Raw genomic sequence first — 19160 nt, 5'->3', positions numbered from 1 at the left:
GAGGAGTCGGGTGGGGGTGTGGTCGGTGGCGAGGATCTTGCGCAGGGGCAGGACCAGGCCGGTCTGGGTGTCGGTGTGGCGGCGGGCGGCGTGGTGGGGCAGTTCGTTCTCCTCGGCGGGTCCGCCGGGCAGGACGAGGCCGGTCTGGTGGGTGGTGCCGATGACCAGGAGGGCGCCGTCGCGGTTGAGGATCAGGGCGTGGTGGTTGTGGCGTCGGCGGGGCGGGGTGGCGAGGAGCGAGGGGAGGGCGGAGGTAGACGAGCCCGGCGAGGGTGTCCATGTAGACGGCTTCGAGGGGCTTGCCGGAGGTGTCGAGGTGCGCGAGGTCGCGGACGACCTCGCCGACGGCAGGGGTGTAGACGGGCATGGGGGCTCCACTGGTTGCGCTGTGCATTGGGATCACTACGACCCGTATCCATGGTGGAGCTGGAGAGGCTACGATCGGAAGGCTTCGCACTGGACACTTCAGCTATGTGGGATTCACTCGCGATAGGCGATCGAACATGCGGCGAACGGAACTTGACCCGACGTCATCTCCCTCGGCGGCCTTCGGAGTCCAACTCCGCAGATCACGCGAGGCGAAGAGGCTGACCCAGGTCAGCCTTGGGAAGATGATCGGCTACAGCGACACCCTCGTGTCCTCCATCGAAAGAGGGACTCGGAATCCCACTCTCCCCTTCGCAGTCCAGTCCGACAATGCGCTTGATACCGGCGGCACCCTGGAGCTGATGTTCTGGAACATCAGCAACACCGCACTCCTCGAAGGATTCTCGGAGTACGCAGACCAGGAGGCCAAAGCCGCCGAGGTCCGACACTTCGAACTCGGCATTGTGCCTGGGCTGCTGCAGACCCAGGAGTACGCGGCAGCGTTCACTGCCGCCGCTGTGCGACGCGGAAAAATCACACAGGAGCAGGCCGACGAGCGGATCCGGTTCCTCTTGGCCCGGCAGAAGTTGCTGGACCGCAAGCAGGCACCCTGGCTCCACTTCGTGCTCGACGAAGGCTGTCTGCGTCGGCCGGTGGGCGGGGCCGAGGCCATGCGACGCCAGCTCCGCCACTTGGAGGAGTTGGCGTCGAGGCCCAACATCACCGTCCAGATCGCGCCGTACAGTCTCGCCGAGGAACTGCCGTTCACGATGGTGGTCACGCTGCTGACCATGGCGGACCGCTCGGTGCTCGCCTACTCCGAGTGCCAGATGCGTGGATTCCTCGTTCGGCAGAGCGAAACCTCCCGACCCTTGGAAAGGGACTACCATCAGCTCTCAGTGGAAGCGCTGCCGAAAGCCGCCTCTCTGGAGATGATCCGTCAGGCGTGAAAGGAACGTCATGAACGGCCCCGTAGACCTGTCCAACGCCGCCTGGTTCAAGTCCTCCCACAGCAACAACGGGGGGACCTGCGTCGAGGTGGCCCCCGACTTCCCCGGCCTCGTCCCGGTCCGCGACTCCAAGGACCCCTCCGGCCCCGCTCTCCTCTTCCCCTCCGACGCCTGGCGGTCCTTCGTCGCCGGCGTGCAGGCAGGCGAGTTCGGCGCGGTCTGACCTGAACCAACTCCTGGGCCCCAAACGGACTTCCGTTCGGGGCCCAGCTGCTGATGCGCCCTTGCTACCGTGGATTGCATGAGCCCTATGAGCTGGCAGAAGAGTTCCTACAGTGGAAACGGTGGGAACTGTGTCGAGATCGCACCTGACTTCGTCGACCTGCTCTCCGTCCGTGACTCCAAGGACCCCTCCGGCCCCGTCCTCGCCTTTCCCACCGACGCCTGGCATTCCTTCGTCGCCGCCGTTCAAGCAGGCGAGTTCGGCACCGTCTGACCTCGACTCTCCGTTGGCCCCCGACCGAACTCCGCTCGAGGGCCGATGTGCTGCTACTGGGCCGTGTCTCATAAATGATCAGGCGAGTGCCATCCGGACCTGGTAGAACCGGGTCCGGATGGAGGCACTGGGACACGATTCCTTGGGGGCGAAATGTCGGGACCGGCAGTCGGGCTGTGGCTGTTCGAGCCGCGCGAGTACGGGGACATCCTGGCGGATGTAGTTCCGTGGCTTGAGAGCTTCTGCGAGCCGGTCGAGGCCACGGTCGGCGGCGACCTGGACTTCTGGGTGCGAGACAGTTCGGCAGTGGGTCTATCTGCATTGAACCCCAACAACGTTGGTGTGTTCTTCCTGTCGGAGGACGAGGAGATGCCGGCGCAGGACGAGGACTACTCGGCGTTCTCGCGGCCACCGGTGCAGGGGCTGGTGCTCGGCGCCGGCTGCTCAGGGCCGGCGAACCACCGGGTGCTCGGTCACCTGACACTCGCACTCGCCGTACGCCTCGGCGCACTGATCGACTTCGACGGCCTACTGAGCTGTCCCACCCCACGTGACGGCACGGGTGATGGGGCACATCTGGACCGGGCGAGAGCCCTCACTGCTTCCCTCCCGGGAAGACTCACAGAGATCTCGTACGACACCGGGGGCGGTGGCCGGTGGTTTCGGCACATTGGTGACGTGGAGTTCCTGGAGGCCTGGCTGCAACATCCGGGCTTCCACCTGGTCAAGTAGCTCCCGCCACTTGCCCCGCGACGGTCGGGTTCGTCGCGAGGCTCGTCCGGGCCCGATTTCCCCTCCGATGCCTGGCATTCCTTCGTCGCCAGCGTGCAGGCGGGCGAGTTCGGCACCGTCTGACCTGAACCGACTCCTGGGGGCCCGACCAGATTTCCGGTCGGGCGCCCAGGAGTTGAGGTCGAGTACCCGCTGCCCGTCTGACGACACGTACGCTCGACCCCGTGCCCCGGAACCCGAAGAAGCCCCGCCGCCTCATCACCGACGACCGCGTCCACCTGTGGACCCTCCGCCACAGCCACCGCCGGACAGACGGCGGCCCCGCCGTCGACTGCACCGAGACGCTCACCCTGAACCCGCAGCCCTCCGGCACCGGCGGCCCCCTGCGCATCGTCTTCGCGGAGCGCCCCGACCACTACGTCCCCGGCGGCGCCTACACGGGCTCCGGCGACGTCGGCCTCGTCCGCGGCGCCTCCCTCAACCTCCACGAACCCGGCGCCGTCCGCGCCGTCCTCGACACCGCTCTCGCTCACGGCTGGGACCCCGACGACCGCCACCCGACGGTGCTCGACGGCTGGCCCCTCCTTGACGAAGCAGCAGCAGCCCTCGCCGCGCGACGGGCCGCCGTCGACGGCTGATCGTCGGACGCAGCCACCCCGGGCATGAGGGTGTACTCGCAGGGTCGCCCTCCCCCGACAAGGCGTCGAACCGGCTAGTGCTGTGACCGCATAGGTTCGCCGGGTTGGGTCTCGGGCTGCGTGACTGCTCAGGGAGTGTTCGCGGTTGCCCAGGAGCGGAACAGCGTGAGGGCCTCGGTGAGGTTGCCGGGGCCGCAGACCGCGTGAAAGGTCTTCTCGGAGGTCCACACCCAGACCCAGTCGTGCGTGCTGCGGTTGACGTCCTGGCGGGGGTACTCGTGTTCCTCCAGGTCTGTTTCCTCCAGGTCGATGGTGACGCTCCAGCCGGGGTTGTCGAGCGTGTCGATCTTCACGCCCCACTCGTGCTCCCAGTCCTCGTTGCACTGGTCGGCGTACCAGTCCTGCAGCCAGTCCAGGACATGTTCCGAATCGCTCATGGCAGGAGATGCTAGACGAGTCGCGGATCGGGGATCGGACGCGGCTGTCCAACTGCCCGTGGAGATGCGATGGCTGAGCGGGTACGAGTCCGAAGACCGACCGACCAGGAGGGACAACGACCGCAGCAGATCGTGCGGCGGGGCAGCACCGGTTCGGTGCGCTACCGCCGCGCGATGATGCTGCTGGCGTCGGCCGGCGGGAACCGAGTACCGGTCATCGCCCAGCTGGTGGCGGCCGACGATGACACCGTGCGCGATGTCATTCACCGGTTCAATGAGATCGGCCTGGCCTGCCTGGACCCTCAGTGGGCGGGAGGCCGTCCCCGCCTGCTCGGTCCTGACGACGAGGACCTCGTCGTCGCGACGGCCACCACCCGACCTGCCAAGCTCGGACAGCCCTTCACCCGCTGGTCGATCCGCAAGCTCGCCGCCTACCTGCGCAAGGTCCACGGCCGCGTGATCCGCCTCGGCCGTGAGGGCCTGCGCTGCCTGCTCGCCCGACGCGGCGTCACTTTCCGACGCACCAAGAGCTGGAAGGAATCAACCGACCCCGACCGCGACGCCGAGCTCGACCGGATCGAGCACGTCCTGGAACGCTTCCCCGACCGCCCTTTCGCGTTCGACAAGTTCGGGCCGCTCGGCATCCGCCCCACCGGCGGGTCCTGCCGGGCCAAGCAGAGCCGGCCCGACCACGTCCCGGCGACCTACCACCGCACCCACGGCGTGACCTGCTTCCACGGCTGCTACTCGATGGGCGACGACGCTCTCTGGGACGCCAACCGTCGTCGCAAGGGCGCCGCGAACACCCTCGCCGCACTCAAATCCATTCGAGCCGCCCGCCCCGACGGCGCCCCCGTCTACGTGATCCTGGACAACCTGTCCGCCCACAAGGGCACCAAGATCTGCCAGTGGGCGAAGCGGAACAACGTCCACCTGTGCTTCACCCCGACCAACGCCTCCTGGGCGAACCCGATCGAGGCGCACTTCGGGCCGCTACGTCAGTTCACCCTGGCGAACTCGAACCACCCCAACCACACCGTCCAGACCCGCGCACTGCACCGCTACCTGCGCTGGCGCAACGCCAACGCCCGCCACCCCGACGTCCTGACCGCCAAGCGCAGAGAACGCGCTCGCATCCGCTCCGAGAAGGGCATCCGCTGGGGCGGACGACCCATCCACGCCGCGTGATCAAGCAACCCGGCAAACCTACGCGGTCACAGCACTAGAGCCGCACGGCGGGGCCGACCAAGGGCCGACGGGCGGGCGGAATGACAGCGGGCTGACGGGCCGGGGCCGGCAGTATGCGGTGCAGGGGAGACGGGACTCCACCCCTCCGGGACCACTCGTGCGGGTAGCCGAGCGACACCTCGTGGAACGGGACGCCGTCCGCGCGCACCGTGCGTGGGATGTGCAGGTGCCCGTAGACGACGGCGGCGGCGTTGAACCGCCGGTGCCAGTCGGCCGTCTGCTCGGTGCCGCACCAGAGGGCGAACTCCGGGTGGCGCAGCAAATAGGTCTGCTCGCGCCGCAGCGGGAAGTGGTTGACCAGCACGGTCGGCAGCGCCGGATCCAGGGCAGCCAGGCGGCGCTCCGTCACAGCCACCCGGGCCTGGCACCAGCTCTCCCGGTCCGGGAACGGGTCGGCGTGGAGCAGCAGTTCGTCCGTGCAAACCACCCCGGCCGCGTGGGCGGCGGCGAGCGCGGCGTCCTTGGTGGTGGTGCCGCGCGGGCGGAAGGTGTAGTCGTAGAGCAGGAACAGCGGAGCGACCGCGACCGGCCCGTCCGGGCCCGGCCACAGCGCGTACGGGTCCTCGGGGGTCAGCACGCCCAGGCCTCGGCACAGTTCGACCAGTGCGCGGTAGCGGGCGTCGCCGCGCAGGCGGACCGGGTCGTCCGGGAGGGTCCAGAGCTCGTGGTTGCCGGGGGCCCAGACCACCCGGGCGAACCGACCCGCAAGCAGTTCCAGGGCTCCCGCGATCTCGTCGAAGCGTTCGGCGACATCGCCCGCGACGATCAGCCAGTCCTCGTCGGTGGCCGGGCGCAGGGCCTCCAGCACGGCGCGGTTACCGGCGTGGCCGACGTGCAGGTCGGCGACCGCGAGCAGGTTCGGCGTGCTCACCGGGACGCCCCGACCGGCGCGGTGGCGGCGAGCAGCCTGCGCGTGTAGGGGTCGGCGGGCTCCGCGAAGAGCCGGTCGACGGTGGCGGTCTCGACGAGTCGGCCGTCCTTCATCACCGCGACCCGGTCGGCGAGGTGCTGGACCACGCCGAGGTCGTGCGAGATGAACAGCAGCGCGAGGCCCAGCTCGCGGCGCAGGTCGGCGAGCAGGTCGAGGATCTGCGCCTGCACGGACAGGTCGAGCGCGGAGACCGGTTCGTCGCAGACCAGCAGGGCGGGCGCCGGGGCCAACGCACGCGCGATGGCCACGCGTTGGCGCTGGCCGCCGGAGAGTTCGGTCGGGCGGCGGGCCAGCAGGGCGGCGGGCAGGCCGACCTGGTCGAGCAGTTCGGTGACCCGGTGACGCCGTGCCTCGCCGCGCGGGACCCCGGTGCGGGCGACCGCCTCGGCGACCAGTCGCTCGACGGTGAAGCGCGGGTCGAAGGAGCCGAGCGGGTCCTGCTGGACGGCCTGGATGCGCAGTCGGTCGGGCCGGCGGCGCCGCTCGGTGAGCTCGCTCCACGGGCGGCCGTCGAGGAGAACACTGCCGGTGTCGGGGCGTTCCAGGCCGAGCACGATCCGGGCGGTGGTGGTCTTGCCCGAGCCGGACTCGCCGACCAGGCCGAGCGTCTCGCCCGCGTGGAGCCGGAAGGAGACGTCCCGGACGACGGGGCGGCCGGCGAAGGAGCGGCCGATCCGGTCGACGTCGAGGAGGGCGGTGCGGTCGGCGCCGTCAACAACAGTCGGGGCCGGATCGGGCTCGCGGACGGAGAGCACCGAGGCACCGGCCGCGGTGGGGTGCCAGCACCGTGAACCGAGCGCGTCGACCGGCGGGAGGGTGCTGCGGCAGGTGTCGTCGGCGGCGGCGCAGCGGGCCGCGTAGGGGCAGCCGCCGGGGGAAGCAGGGGGGCGGCCGGCCGGTTCGGGGGCAAGCCGGGTGCCCCGGGTGCGGGCACCGGGGACGGCGGCGAGCAGGGCGCGGGTGTAGGGGTGGCGCGGTTCGGCGAGCAGGCGTTCGGCGGGGCCGGTCTCGACGATCCGGCCGCCGAACATCACCGCCACCCGGTCGGCGAGGCGGCCGACCACCGACAGGTCGTGGCTGATCAGCAGCAGGGCGGTGCCCTTGCCGCGGAGTTCGTCGAGCAGGTCGAGGACCTGGGCCTGGACGGTGACGTCCAGGGCGGTGGTCGGCTCGTCGGCGATCAGCAGGTCCGGTTCGGCGGCGAGCGCGGAGGCGATCAGGGCGCGCTGGCGCAGGCCGCCGGAGAGCTGGTGGGCGTACTGGGCCGCGCGGCGTTGCGGTTCGGGGACGCCGGTCCGTTCGAGCAGGGAGCGGACCCGGGCGGGGAGTGCGGCGCGGGTGGCGAGGCCGTGGACGCGCAGCGGTTCGGCGATCTCGGCGCCGACGGTGCGCAGCGGGTCGAGCGAGACCAGGGCGTCCTGGAGGACCAGGCCGATCCGCCGCCCGCGCACCTCCCGCCACTGGGCCTCGGTGAGGGTTGCGAGGTCGAGGCCGTCGAAGGCGAGCCGGCGGGCGGAGACGGCGGCGGGGACGCGGCCGCCGGCGCCGGTGAGGCCGACCAGGGTGCGGGCGGTGACGCTCTTGCCGGAGCCGGACTCGCCGACCACGGCCAGGCACTCGCCGCGGTCGAGGGCGAAGGAGACGTCCTGGACGGCGCGCACCGGGCCGAAGCTCACGTCCAGGCCCTCGACTGCGAGCAGGGGCGGGGAGGACTCCGGGGTGCCGGGGGCGGCGGGGTGCGTCATGCGTCGGTCCTCCGGGTGAAGCGGGCCTGGGCGCGGCGGCCGAGGACGTTGACGACCAGGGCCGTCGCGGTGATCGCGGCGCCCGGGAAGACGCCGACCCACCAGGCGGTGGCGAGGAAGCGCCGCCCCTGGGAGAGCATCGCGCCCCACTCGGGGCTGGGCGGCTGCGGGCCGAGGCCGAGGAAGCTGAGCCCGGCGGCGGCGATCAGCGCGGTGCCGAAGCCGACGGTGGCGAGCACCAGCATCGGCCCGACGGCGTTCGGCAGCACGTGCCGGACGATCAGCAGCGGGCGCGGCAGGCCGAGTCCGACCGCCGCCTCCACGTATCCGGAGCGGCGGACCACCAGGGTCTCGGCGCGCACGATCCGGGCGTAGCCGGGCACGAAGGCGATCGCGATGGCGAGCATCACGTTGAGCGAGCCGGTGCCGAGCACGGTCACGGCGAGCAGGGCGAGCAGGATCGGCGGCAGCGAGAGCAGCACGTCGGCCAGGCGCATCAGGATCTGGTCCGCCCAGCGGCCGCCGAGCGCGGCGGCGAGGCCGAGCAGGGTGCCTCCGGTGATGGCGAACGCGGTGGCGCCGAGGCCGAGCAGCAGGGACGGCCGGGCGCCGTGCAGGACGCGGGCGAACAGGTCGCGGCCCAGTTGGTCGGTGCCGAACCAGTGCGCGGCGCCGGGCGGGGTGAGCGCCTCCGCCGGGTGGGTCTCGATGGGCGAGGCGGAGCTGAGCAGGCCGGGGGCCAGTGCGGCGACGAGCAGCAGGGCGAGTGCGGCCAGGGCGAGGAGGAGGGCGAGCGGGGGCCGCCGACGGGCGGGCGCGGCCGGGGCCGGGACCTCCGGCGCCTTGAGGAGCACGGCGTCGGGCGCGGCGTCGGGACCGGGGACCGGTTCAACAGTGGTATGGGCCATGGCGGTTCAGTCGGTCCTCAGCCGTGGGTCGATGACGAGGTAGAGCAGGTCGACGAGGGCGGAGATCACCACGAAGACCAGCGCGGAGAGCAGTACCAGTCCGATCACCAGCGGCAGGTCCTTGTTGGTGGTCGCCTGGAGGGTCAGCGCGCCGATGCCGGGCCGGCCGAACACGGACTCGACCAGCACCGCCCCGCCGAGCAGCGATCCGGTGAGCCAGCCGGTGAGGGTGACCACCGGCACGGCCGCGTGCCGCAGTGCGTGCCGCAGCACCACGGCGGCCGAACCCACGCCCCGGGAACGGGCGGTGAGCACGAACGGCTTGCCGAGCGCCGTCTCCAGTCCCTCCCGCAGCACCTGCGCGAGCATCCCGGCGACGGGCAGGGCCAGGGTCACGGCGGGCAGTACCAGCGCGGCGAAGCCGTCGTCCCCGGCGACCGGGAACACCCGCAGTTGGAAGGAGAACGCGGTGAGCAGCAGGATCCCGATCCAGTACGAGGGGCTGGACACGGCGAGCAGTTCGGCGAGCGAGCTGAGCGCGCGCAGGGCGGGTCGGCGGCCGGCCGTGCCGACCGCCGCGAGCAGGGCCAGCAGGACGGCCAGGCCGAGTGCGGCGGCGCCGAGTTGGACGGTCGGGCCGAGCTGGTCGCCGATCAGGTCGGCGACCGGGCGCTGCAGCTGGTAGGACTCGCCGAGGTCGCCGGTGAGCAGGTGGCCGAGGTAGGTGAAGTACTGCACGGGCACCGGCCGGTCCAGGCCGTACTGCTCCTGGATCGCCGCCTTGACCTCGGGGGTGGCGGCGGTGCCGGGGCCGAGCATCACGGTGACCGGGTCCCCGGGCACGAGTTGGAGCGCCGCGAAGGCGACGGTGGCGGCGCCGAGCAGGACGGCGGCCGCACCGAGCAGCCGCCGCGCGGCGGCCCGCAGCAGGCGCGGGGCGCTGCTGCGGGCCGGCGCCGGCGTGTCCGCCGGCTCCGCGAACCCGGTGGTTCCGGTGCTCACTTGGCGATCCAGGCGCCGTGGAAGGCGAGCCAGGTGTTGGGGTCGGCGGTGAGGCCGCGGACCTTGGCGCCGGTGCCGACCACCGCGGTGCGCACGTACAGCGGGACGATCAGCCCGAGCTCGATCGCGCGCTGCTGGGTCTTGGTGTAGACGTCCTGGCGGACGGCCTTGTCGAAGGTGCCCTTGCCGGTGGTGGTCCACTGGTCGAGCTGGGCGTCCTCGTAGAAGGTGGCGTTCTGGCCGCCGGTGGACGGCTTGCTGGCGCTGTTGAAGTAGAGCCGCAGCACGTCCGGGTCGAAGCGGGCCCAGCTGTAGTCGGCGATGTGCTCCTTGCCGCCGTAGACGTTGGCGATGTAGGTGCCGATGTCGAGGCGGGGGCGGGTGATCTCGACGCCGATCTTCTTCAGGTCCGCCTGGATCGCCTGGCCGAGGGTCTCGCGCTGCTCGCGCACGTACTCGGCGGGCGGCAGCGGCCACTCCAGCGAGAGCCGCTTGCCGTCCTTGGTGCGGTAGCCCTCGCCGTCACGGGCCGTCCAGCCGGCCTCGTCCAGCGCCTTCTCGGCCGCGGCCTTGTCGTACGGCCAGGACTTCTCCAGCGACTTGTCGTAGTACGGGGTGCTCGGCGCGATCGGGCTCCAGGCCCGCTTGTAGACGCCGAAGTAGACGGACTGGATGTCGGTGTCGAGGTCGATGCCGCGCTGCACGGCCTTGCGGACCTTCGGGTCGTCCAGCGGCGCCTTGGTGGTGTTGAGCACCAGGGCGTAGTTGGCGCCGGGCGCGTCGGTGGCGATGGTGCGCAGCTTGGGGTCGCCCTGGACGGTGCGCACGTCGGCCGGCGGGATCGGCTCGGCGACCTGCACCTGTCCGCTGCTGAGCGCGCCGACCCGGACCGAGTCCTCGGTGAGGAAGCGGATGGTGAGCTTCTCCAGGTAGGCGGGGCCCTGGTGGTTGGCGCTCGGCGGTGCCCAGTTGTAGTCCGGGTTGCGGGTGAAGACGGCGCTCTGGCCCTTGGTGTAGCCGGTGAACACGAACGGGCCGGTGCCGACGTCGGCCGGGCCGCCGGCGCCGAGCTTGGAGCCGTTCTCCTTGATGGCCTTCGGCGAGTAGAAGCCCAGGTAGGCGGTGCTGGCGGCCTGGAGGAAGGGCGCGAACGGCTCGGAGAAGTTCACCTTGACCGTGTGCGCGTCGACCACCTCGGTGCCCGTGTAGGGGCCGAGCAGGCTGGCCGCGTACTGGGACTTGGTCTCCTTGGCGACGATCCGGTCGAAGTTGGCCTTGACCGCCTCCGCGTCGAAGACCGTGCCGTCGGTGAACTTGACGTCCTCGCGCAGGTGGAAGGTGTAGCTCTTGAGGTCCGGCGCGATCTCCCAGGACTTGGCCAGCCAGGGCTGGAACTCGCCCTTGTCGTCCTGGTGGACGAGCGAGTCGAAGACGTTGCGCTGGATGGCCCCGGTGATGTCCTGCTGGCTGACGTGGATGTCGAAGGAGATCGGCTCGACGTCGGTGGCGTAGGTCAGCGAGCCGCCCTGGACCGGCTTCTCGTCGATTCCGGCGGCGCCGGCCGTCGCGGCTGCACCGGAGCCGGAGCCGGTGCCGGAGCTGCAGCCCGCCAGGAGCAGCGCCCCGGCGGTGAGGGCGGCGAGCAGCGGAAGGGGCCGGGGCCCGGTGATGGCCATGCTGGTGACTCCGTCGCGGTACGAGGGGTGGTGGGAGGAATACCGGGACGCTATCGACGGGCCGACGGCGGCGAACCCCTACCGGACCCCTAGCGCACCCTTAGGCCCTCTCGTTCGGACCGCGCCGGCGATCACCGCCGGGCCCGCACACCCCCCGGCCTTCGACCGGGAGGTACCCCCGGCTCGCCCCCCGGGGCCGCACGGCGGGTGTGCGCGGCCCCGGGGATGCGGCCCTCCTCGGCTCCGGTCACAGGTTGACGGCAGCTGCGGTGTCGTGGAGCTCCCGTGCGTCCATCTCGGCGACGCGGGTGGCGAAGAACCAGGAGTGGCCGAAGGGGTCCTCGAGTTCGGTCTGGAGGTCGCCGTGGAACTGCATCTCGACCGGGCGGACGACGCGGGCGCCCGCGGCCGCGGCCCGTTCGGCGAGGGCTTCGACGTCCGGCACGAAGACCATGAGGTTGACCGGGGTTCCGCCGATCGTCCGCGGGCTGCGGAAGCCGTACTCCGGGTATTCGTCGCGCAGCATGAAGACGGCGCTGCCGATCCGGAACTCGGCGTGGGCGATCCTGTCGCCCTGGCGCGGGATCTCGATCAGGACGTCCGCGCCGAATGCGTTCCTGTAGAAGTCGATCGCCGCCTTGGCGTCGTGGACGTTGAGGTAGGGGACGCCGCCCTTGTACTCGTCGGGCACCGGGTTTGCCATGGTCTTTCCTTTCGCCGTTGCTGTGCCTCAATCCTCGGCGGCCGGTCCACCTGCAACAACGACGGAATCCGAAAGGATCGTTAACCCTGGAGTTAATGATCGAAGTCGGCCGCTAGCGTCGACGGCCGTTCCGGTCACCGACCGATTTCCACCCGGAGGAGGTCGGTGAACGCACGGACGCGGGTGGTCCCGGCGGCGGCACTCCAGACCGGTCCGTACACGATCGGAGGGAGGTCGGCGATCGGGATGTAGGCGATGTCGGGGCGGCTGTGGTGCCGGACGGCCTGGCTGCCCACGATCGCCATGCCGGCGCCGGCGCCGACCAGGGTCAGCAGTTCCTGGCGCGAGGTGAGCGTGTGCGTCCGCTGGACGGGTCGTCCGGTCGGGGTCCTCGGCGGCACGAGGGCGTCGAGCAGGTACGCGGGCGCGTCCGCGGGCACGAGGACGGTGTCCCTGGCGAGGTCCTCCACGGTCACGTGGTCCTTGCCGGCGAACGGGTGCCTGGCGGACACGGCCAGCATGCGATCGTCGCGCAGGAGCGCCGGTCCGGCGGCGAGGTCGGGCTCGTCCACCGGGAACTCGGTGATCTGGAGGTCGAGCTCCCCGGCACGCAGGGCGCCGAAGGCGTCGGACAGGTGCACCTCGCGGATGCGGACCTCGCACTCGGGGTGGTGGGTGCGGAACACCGCGGCGGCGGCCATCACGGCCTCGCCGACCAGCGGGCTGGAGAATCCCACCCGCAGGACGCCGGCGAAGCCCCGCCCGGCGGCGACCGCCTTGGCGATGCCTTCCTGGATGCGCTGATGGCCCGCCCGGACGTCGTCGCGCAGCACGCTGCCGACGGGAGTGAGCGCGACGTGCCGACTGGTCCGTTGGAACAGCACCACCCCGAACCGGCGCTCCAACTGCTTGACGGTCTGGCTGACCCGGGCGCCGCTCACCCCCAGCCGCTCGGCCGTGCGTCCGAAGTGCAGTTCCTCGGCCAGGGTCAGGAAGATCTCGATGTCGCGCCGTTCCATGGTCCGCAGGTTAGTGGTCGTGCTCTGCCGGGTGGTGTCGGGGCTGCCCTCGGTCGGCCGACCCGGGCCGTAGGGCGGCCGGGGCGCAGGAAATGGCTTGCCGCCCCGGCGGCTGTCTGTCAGCGTTCGGCCTGGATCGACAGTTGATCATCGACGGTCGGTCGATGTCGACAGGTCGGCGGCCTCTTGGGAATCCACCGAGGAGGTAGAGGTACGACGGGAGCCGGTGCCATGGGGAACAGTTACGAGGACGAGTGTCGCCGGTCGTTGGCCGAGGAGCAGGCGAGGAGCCTGGCCGGGACCAACGACTGGGAGCATGTGGACAGGGCCCGGGTCCACCAGGACTGGGACGTCCTGTACCGGGAGATCACGGTCTTCCTGAACGACGGCGCCCTGCCCGGGGACCAGGAGATCCAGGAACTCGTCCGCAGGCACTTCGACATCGTCTGCCGGTTCTACGTCCCCTCCAGGGAGGCCTACGTCGGCATGTCGCTCTTCTACGCCGAGGACCAGGCGATGAGGGCGTTCCACGATTCCTACCACCCCGGGATGGTGGACTTCCTGGGTGCCGCGATCAGGGTGTTCGCCGATCAGGGGACCGGGTTCGCCCCGGGGGCCGGATCCGGGGCTCCGGTGGGGTCGGGCGACACCGGCCGGTGACGTGCGTCGGCGGGTGCGTCCGGACCGTCGTCCGGGCGCACCCGCCGGGTGGCGGCGCCGGGGATCAGTCGCGGTGGTGGCGCTGGCGCGGGTAGCGGGGGACGGAGCGGCGGTGGGCGATCCGCCAGCCGTCCGGGGTGCGGGTGTAGACGTCGAAGTAGTCGCCGTTGTGGACGCTGCCGTCCGGCAGGATCGCCAGGTAGCGGCTGCGGCCGCGGAAGGTGCCGTCCTCGTCGACGGTGAACACCGAGTCCAGGGTCTGGTGGTCCGGGTGCTCCGGGCCCAGGTCGCGGGCGAACACCCGGATCTTCTCCAGGCCGGTGAACACCGCGCCGGTGCGGGTCAGTTCGATCACCCCGTCCTCGGCGAACACCTCGGCCAGCGCCTGCGCGTCGGCGTTGTCGAAGGCGTGCGAGAAACGGGCGAGCAGCTGGCGCAGCTCCTCGGCGTCGGCCGGGGTCGGGCCGGTCGTCATGGGCGGTCTCCTGAGGGTTGTGGTGGTGCGACAGACGGGTGGGTGGGGTGGAACGGGGCCGGGCCCGGCCGAAAGGAGAAGGAAGCGGCCGGGCCCGAGTTCGGGGATGGACGGTCAGACGATGGCCGGGGCCAGCTGCTGGACGATGCCCAGGCGGTCCGGGAGCACGTTGTAGCGGACGACCTTGTTGTCCCGCACCGTCAGCCAGCTGATGCTGTGGCCCACGAAGGAACGGCCGGTGGCCGGCACGCCGAAGATCGGTCCGACGTGGGTGCCCTCGATCCGCCAGAACGCGATCACCCGGTCCCCCTCGGCCACCAGGTCCTCCACGGTGGCCTTCACGTCGCGGACGTTCTGCCACAGCCAGCGCAGGTGCTCCTCGAAGTCCGCGCGGGTGCCGCTGCCGCCCGGGCCGACCCGGGTCTCGTCGGCGGCGTCCTCGGCGACCAGCTCCTCCAGCAGCTCGACCCGCTGGCCGGTGACCAGCTCGTGGTAGTACCGCTCGACCAGGGCCTTGTTCGCCTCGATGCTCATGGCTTCTCGCTCTCTTCGGTAGACGGAAAATCGGGGTGGAACGGAAATCGGTGGTCCGTGCGTGCGTGTGTGCGTGTGTGCAGGCGTGCAGGCGTGCAGGCGTGCGGGTGGCTCAGCGGGACGGAGCCGCCGGCGGCGGGAGCAGGATGCCGCCGTTGGCGCTCAGCCCGCCGTCGACCGGGACGGTGACCCCGGTGACGTAGGAGGCCGCCGGGGAGGCCAGGAACCAGACCACCTCGGCCTGTTCGCGCGCCTCCGCCCAGCGCTGGGCCGGGATCCGGCGGGTGATGAAGGCCGAGAACTCCGGGTCGGCGACCTGCCCGGCCGTCAGACCGGTGACCGTGCCGCCCGGCGCGATCGCGTTGATCCGGATGTTCTGCGCCGCGTAGTCGATGGCCGTGGCGCGGACCAGGTTGATCACCGCCGCCTTGGTCGCGTTGTACGCCCACGTCCCCGGGTCGCCGCGCAGGCCGGAGACGGAGGAGGTCGCGACGATCGCCCCGCCGCCGGCCTCCCGCAGCGCCGGTACGGCGGCGCGGATCCCGAGCACCACACTGCGCACGTTCACCTGGAACAGCCGGTCGAAGCGGTCGACCGCGCCCGGCGCCTCCAGCGGCCCGCCGCCGCCCGTACCGGCGTTCAGGACCGCCGCGTCCAGCCGCCCCCACCGCTCCTGGGCGAGCGCGACCGCGCGGAGGTTGGTCTCCTCCGACGACACGTCACCGGCCAGGGTCACGACGCCGTCGATGCCGGCGAGCGCGTCCAGGCCCGCCTTGTCGACGTCCACGGCGACCACGCGGTGGCCCCGCTCGGCGAACAGCCGCGTCGTCGCCTCGCCGATGCCCGACGCCGCACCGGTGACCAGTACTACGGGGTGGGTCATGCCTGTGTCCTTCCTCAGGTTCCTCAGGGGATCGGTGGTGCCCGCAGTTCTCGCGGCACCCTCGGGAGTTCGCACCGCGCGGCTCAGGAGGCGGGCCGCTCGATGCCTTCGAGCCACTGCCGGACGGCGTCCGCGGTCGTCGCGGTCCCGTGCTCCAGCACGGTGAAGTGGTCACCGGGTATGTCCCGGGCCTCGTGCGGAACGGGCCAGTACGCCCGCCAGTTGTCGCGTTCCTCGGTGTCGACGACCATGCCGCGCAGCGGGGTGTCCGCCCGCAGCGCCAGGATCGGCGCGGTGAGCGGCGCGGGCTGCCAGCCCGCGAACACGTTGTTGTAGCCGCCCATGGCGGTGAGGCTGGCGTCGCTCCAGACCATGTCGTACTGCTCGATCCGGTCGATCATGCCGCCGAGCATCGAGTGCAGCCACCACTCCCCCATACCCTCGCGCGCCGCGCTGTCGATCGGGTAGGAGTCGATCAGGACCAGGCCCGCCACCGACCGGCCGAGCGCCTCCAGCCGTTCGGTGACGGCGTGCGCGACGCAGCCGCCCATCGAGCGGCCGACGACGACGAACGGGCGTTCTTCGTCGAGGAGTTCGAGCACCGTCTCGGTCTGCATGGTGAGGTAGGTGTCGAGGTCGTCGGGCAGCAGGTCGGACGGGTCCCAGCCCGGCGAGGGGACGACGAAGACGTCCCGCTCGCCCTCGAAGGCGTGGCCGAGCCGGGCGTACTCGTGCGGGCCGGAGATCGCGCTCAGCGCCGGGAAGGCGACCACGGCCAACTCGCCGTCACCGGTGGCGAGTCGGATCGGCTTGAGCGCGCGCTCGGCCCGCTCCTCGGCGCCGAAGCGGTCCCGCAGGGCGGAGGCGACGCCGATCAGCGCCGAGGCCTCGGGGAAGCCGCCCCGGGCCGCGAGGCGGCGGTAGAGCGTGGACAGCGGGTTCCTGGGGTCGTCCGCCTCACCGGCTCCCCCGGCACCTGCGCTTCCGGCCGCCACGGCGAACGCCTCGGCCCCGGCGCTGGAGATCAACCCCGAGAGGTGGTTGGAGAGTTCGGTCGGGTCCGGGTGGTCGAAGGTCACCGTCGGGGGCAGCCGCAGTCCGGTGGCGGCGGTGATCCGGTTGCGCAGCTCGACGGCGGACAGCGAGTCCAGGCCCAGGTCGTTGAACGCCTTGCCCGCCGGCACCGCGCCCGGCTCGCTGCCGAGCACGGCGGCGACCTCGGTGCGGACCAGTTCCAGGACGGCCGCGACCCGCTCCTCCTCGCCCAGCGCCGCGAGCCGCGGCAGCAGGGTCGGTGCCGCGGTGGCCGAGGGCGCCGCGCCGGCGGTGCGCCGGGCCGGCGGAACCAGCCCGCGCAGCAGCGGCGGCACCTCGCGCTGCGCCCGGACGGCGGCCAGGTCGAGCGGCACGGCCGCCAGGAACCCGGCGTCGACCCGCTCGGCCGCGTCGAACAGGGCCGTCCCGCGCTCGGTGGGGATCGGCCGCAGTCCGGCACGCGCGGCCCGGCGGAGGTCCGCCTCGGTGAGGTGCCCGGTGATGCCGCTGACCTCGGCCCACTGCCCCCAGGCCAGGGACTGGGCGGGCAGGCCGATGCTGCGCCGGTGGGCGGCGAGCGCGTCCAGGTAGGTGTTCGCGGCGGCGTAGCTCCCCTGCCCAGGGCCGCCGAGCACGGCGGCGACGGAGGAGTAGAGGACGAACGCCGCCAGGTCGTGGCCGCGCGTCAGCTCGTGCAGGTGACGGGCGCCGTCGGCCTTGGGCGCCCAGACGGCGGCCAGGCGCTCGGGCGTGAGCGCGCTCAGCACCCCGTCGTCGACCACACCGGCCGTGTGGACCACGGCGGTCAGCGGGTGCGCGGACGGGACGGCCGCGATCGCGGCGGCGAGCGCCTCGCGGTCGGCGGTGTCGGCGGCCGTGATCGTCACGTTCGCGCCCAGGGCGGTGAGTTCCTCGCGCAGTTCGGCCGCGCCGGGCGCGTCGGCGCCACGGCGGGACAGCAGCAGCAGGTGGCGGACACCGCGTTCGGTGACCAGGTGCCGGGCGAGCAGGGCGCCGAGGGTCCCGGTGCCGCCGGTGATCAGCACCGTACCGTCCGGGTCCCAGGGGCGGGCCGAGGTCTCGACCTCGGGGACGGCCACCCGGACCAGGCGCGGAACCCGTGCCCGGCCCTCGCGCAGGGCCAGCTGCGGTTCGCCGCCGGCCACGGCCGCCGCGAGCACGGCCTCCGAGGCCTCCGTGCCGTCGGTGTCGACGAGCACGATCCGGCCCGGGTTCTCCGACTGCGCCGAGCGCACCAGGCCCCACACCGGGGCGGCGGTCAGGTCCGGCGCCTCCGACTCGTCGACGGCCACCGCGAGACGCGTCAGCACGACGAGCGGGTCGCCCTCGCCGGTGTCCTGCTCCAGCCAGGTCCGCAGCGCCGCCAGGGTCTCCGTCACGTCGCCGACGACCGGCAGCACCTCACCCAGCGGGACCGCCGCGTCGGCGACCGCCACCTCCGGCCAGTCGAGCCCGAACAGCGTGTCCCGGTCGACGCCGCCCGCCGGGGCCAGCTGCTCGGCGGAGACCAGCCGGGCCCGGAGCGCCTCCACCGAGGCCACCGGCGCGCCGGTGGCGTCCGCGACGTCGACGGCCAGCACCTCCGGCTCGGTGTACCGGAGCCGGACCCGCAGCGCGCTCGCCCCGGCGGCGTGCAGCCGCACCCCCGTGTAGGCGAACGGCAGCCGGCTCACCCCGGGCGGGCTGTCCACCAGCCGCTGGTGCACGGTGAGGTGGACGGCCGCGTCCATCAGCGCCGGGTGCAGGCCGAAGCGCGCCGCCTCCGCGGCCGGTCCCTCCGGCAGCGCGACCTCGGCGAAGAAGGTGTCACCGTCCTGCCAGGCGGCCCGCAGCCCCCGGAAGGCGGGCCCGTAGGCGAGGCCCCCGTCGGCGAGCTCCTGGTAGAGGTGCTCGATGTCCAGCGCCCGCGCACCGGCCGGCGGCCACTGCTCCAGGCTCACCGCCGGACCGGCGGCGGGAGCGCTCAGCAGGGTGCCGCTCGCGTGCCTGGTCCAGGTGTCGTCGACGGTCGCCGGGAACGCCGGACCCGCGGCGGGCCGCGAGTGCACAGCCACCCGGCGGGCACCCACCGCGTCCGGCGCGCCGACGGTCACCCGCAGGTGCAGCGCGCCGTGCTCGGGGAGCAGGAACGGCGCCTCGATCACCAGCTCGTCCAGGGTGCTCGCGCCGACCTCGTCGCCCGCCCGGATCACCGACTCCAGCAGGGCGGTGCCCGGGACGACCACGGTCCCCTGCACGGCGTGGTCGGCGAGCCAGGGGTGGGTGGCCAGGGAGAGGCTGCCGGTGAGCAGCACGCCCTCGCCGTCGGGCAGGGCGACCACCGCGCCGAGCAGCGGGTGACCGGTGGGCGTCAGGCCGAGGCCCTCGGGGTCACCGGTGCGGGCGGCGGGCTCCAGCCAGTAGCGGCGGCGCTGGAACGGATAGGTCGGCAGCACGACGGACGGACGGGCGTCGCCCAGCAGGGCGGTCCAGTCCACGGGGTGGCCCTGGACGTGGATCCGGGCGAGCGCCGTCAGCGCCGTCCGCTGCTCGGGCCGCTCCCGGCGCAGGACGGCCGTGGCGGTCAGGTCCGGGTCGGCGGCGGTGTCGAGGATGCCGCCGGCGAGGCCCGTGAGGGTGCCGTCGGGGCCGAGTTCGACGAAGGTCGTCGCGCCCTCGGCGGCCAGGGTGGTCACCACGTCGGCGAAGCGCACGGCCCCGC

19 protein-coding genes are annotated in these 19160 nt (G+C 72.4%); 7 read left to right on the top strand and 12 right to left on the bottom strand.

The annotated features are described in order from the left end of the window. The first annotated feature begins 503 nt into the window (after positions 1-503). The 5 genes from IF01_RS0140075 to IF01_RS0140055 all read left to right on the top strand — a co-directional run bounded on the left by IF01_RS0140075 (position 504) and on the right by IF01_RS0140055 (position 3182). Complete coding sequence (locus IF01_RS0140075) at positions 504-1316, top strand: helix-turn-helix domain-containing protein (protein ID WP_030398567.1); 813 nt, start codon at positions 504-506, stop codon at positions 1314-1316. A 10-nt stretch (positions 1317-1326) separates the two neighbouring features. Then, on the top strand, positions 1327-1539 hold the full coding sequence (locus IF01_RS0140070; RefSeq protein ID WP_030398566.1) for a DUF397 domain-containing protein: 213 nt from the start codon (positions 1327-1329) through the stop codon (positions 1537-1539). 78 nt (positions 1540-1617) lie between these two features. Continuing rightward, entirely contained in the window at positions 1618-1812 is a 195-nt protein-coding gene (locus IF01_RS0140065; RefSeq protein WP_030398565.1) for a DUF397 domain-containing protein, read from the top strand. 153 nt (positions 1813-1965) lie between these two features. Next, positions 1966-2544, top strand: coding sequence for a DUF6368 family protein (locus tag IF01_RS0140060; protein ID WP_030398564.1), 579 nt, complete (start codon positions 1966-1968; stop codon positions 2542-2544). Between the two features lie 224 nt (positions 2545-2768). Then, on the top strand, positions 2769-3182 hold the full coding sequence (locus IF01_RS0140055; RefSeq protein WP_037783026.1) for a hypothetical protein: 414 nt from the start codon (positions 2769-2771) through the stop codon (positions 3180-3182). A gap of 128 nt (positions 3183-3310) precedes the next feature. Here the strand turns inward: IF01_RS0140055 and IF01_RS0140050 are convergent, their stop codons facing one another. Further along, the gene (locus IF01_RS0140050; protein WP_030398562.1) at positions 3311-3619 is read right to left on the bottom strand and encodes an immunity 53 family protein; all 309 of its coding nucleotides are present in this window, start codon (positions 3617-3619) and stop codon (positions 3311-3313) included. Between the two features lie 69 nt (positions 3620-3688). On the opposite strand from IF01_RS0140050, the gene IF01_RS0140045 reads away from it, so the two are divergent. Continuing rightward, the gene (locus tag IF01_RS0140045) at positions 3689-4807 is read left to right on the top strand and encodes an IS630 family transposase (RefSeq protein WP_030398561.1); all 1119 of its coding nucleotides are present in this window, start codon (positions 3689-3691) and stop codon (positions 4805-4807) included. Between the two features lie 34 nt (positions 4808-4841). On the opposite strand, the gene IF01_RS0140040 is transcribed toward IF01_RS0140045, so the two are convergent. From IF01_RS0140040 to IF01_RS0140005, 7 genes are all read right to left on the bottom strand, one after another. After that, the gene (locus IF01_RS0140040) at positions 4842-5738 is read right to left on the bottom strand and encodes a metallophosphoesterase family protein (protein WP_051757177.1); all 897 of its coding nucleotides are present in this window, start codon (positions 5736-5738) and stop codon (positions 4842-4844) included. Beyond that, entirely contained in the window at positions 5735-7543 is a 1809-nt protein-coding gene (locus tag IF01_RS0140035; protein WP_030398559.1) for a dipeptide ABC transporter ATP-binding protein, read from the bottom strand. Before IF01_RS0140035 ends, IF01_RS0140040 begins: the two co-directional genes overlap by 4 nt. Continuing rightward, complete coding sequence (locus IF01_RS0140030; RefSeq protein WP_078880750.1) at positions 7540-8451, bottom strand: ABC transporter permease; 912 nt, start codon at positions 8449-8451, stop codon at positions 7540-7542. Before IF01_RS0140030 ends, IF01_RS0140035 begins: the two co-directional genes overlap by 4 nt. Positions 8452-8457: 6 nt before the next feature. Continuing rightward, positions 8458-9453: an ABC transporter permease gene (locus IF01_RS0140025; RefSeq protein WP_233290129.1), complete on the bottom strand. Its 996-nt coding sequence runs from the start codon at positions 9451-9453 to the stop codon at positions 8458-8460. Beyond that, positions 9450-11129, bottom strand: a complete 1680-nt coding sequence (locus IF01_RS0140020; protein WP_030398556.1) for an ABC transporter substrate-binding protein — start codon at positions 11127-11129, stop codon at positions 9450-9452. Before IF01_RS0140020 ends, IF01_RS0140025 begins: the two co-directional genes overlap by 4 nt. A gap of 247 nt (positions 11130-11376) precedes the next feature. Next, on the bottom strand, positions 11377-11832 hold the full coding sequence (locus tag IF01_RS0140010; protein ID WP_030398555.1) for a VOC family protein: 456 nt from the start codon (positions 11830-11832) through the stop codon (positions 11377-11379). A gap of 134 nt (positions 11833-11966) precedes the next feature. After that, positions 11967-12851, bottom strand: a complete 885-nt coding sequence (locus tag IF01_RS0140005; protein WP_030398554.1) for a LysR family transcriptional regulator — start codon at positions 12849-12851, stop codon at positions 11967-11969. Between the two features lie 231 nt (positions 12852-13082). Between IF01_RS0140005 and IF01_RS0140000 the strand changes: the two genes are divergently transcribed. After that, positions 13083-13511 carry a TipAS antibiotic-recognition domain-containing protein gene (locus tag IF01_RS0140000; protein WP_051757175.1) on the top strand — a complete coding sequence of 143 codons (429 nt, stop codon included), beginning with the start codon at positions 13083-13085 and terminating at the stop codon, positions 13509-13511. A 64-nt stretch (positions 13512-13575) separates the two neighbouring features. On the opposite strand, the gene IF01_RS0139995 is transcribed toward IF01_RS0140000, so the two are convergent. The 4 genes from IF01_RS0139995 to IF01_RS0139980 form a co-directional block, all read right to left on the bottom strand. Continuing rightward, entirely contained in the window at positions 13576-13986 is a 411-nt protein-coding gene (locus tag IF01_RS0139995) for a nuclear transport factor 2 family protein (protein ID WP_051740901.1), read from the bottom strand. Positions 13987-14100: 114 nt separating this feature from the next. Continuing rightward, a complete protein-coding gene (locus tag IF01_RS0139990) occupies positions 14101-14520 on the bottom strand; it encodes an ester cyclase (RefSeq protein WP_030398551.1) in 420 nt (139 codons plus the stop codon). Positions 14521-14632: 112 nt separating this feature from the next. Continuing rightward, the gene (locus IF01_RS0139985; protein ID WP_030398550.1) at positions 14633-15403 is read right to left on the bottom strand and encodes an SDR family NAD(P)-dependent oxidoreductase; all 771 of its coding nucleotides are present in this window, start codon (positions 15401-15403) and stop codon (positions 14633-14635) included. Between the two features lie 83 nt (positions 15404-15486). Further along, positions 15487-19160: type I polyketide synthase (locus IF01_RS0139980; RefSeq protein ID WP_030398549.1), on the bottom strand; the 3674-nt coding region annotated here is incomplete at its 5' end.

Origin of the sequence: Kitasatospora purpeofusca, assembly GCF_000718025.1 — a bacterium.
Classification (GTDB): domain Bacteria; phylum Actinomycetota; class Actinomycetes; order Streptomycetales; family Streptomycetaceae; genus Kitasatospora; species Kitasatospora purpeofusca.
Note: the sequence above shows the minus strand (reverse complement) of the source record. Positions and strands in the feature narration are given on the sequence as shown.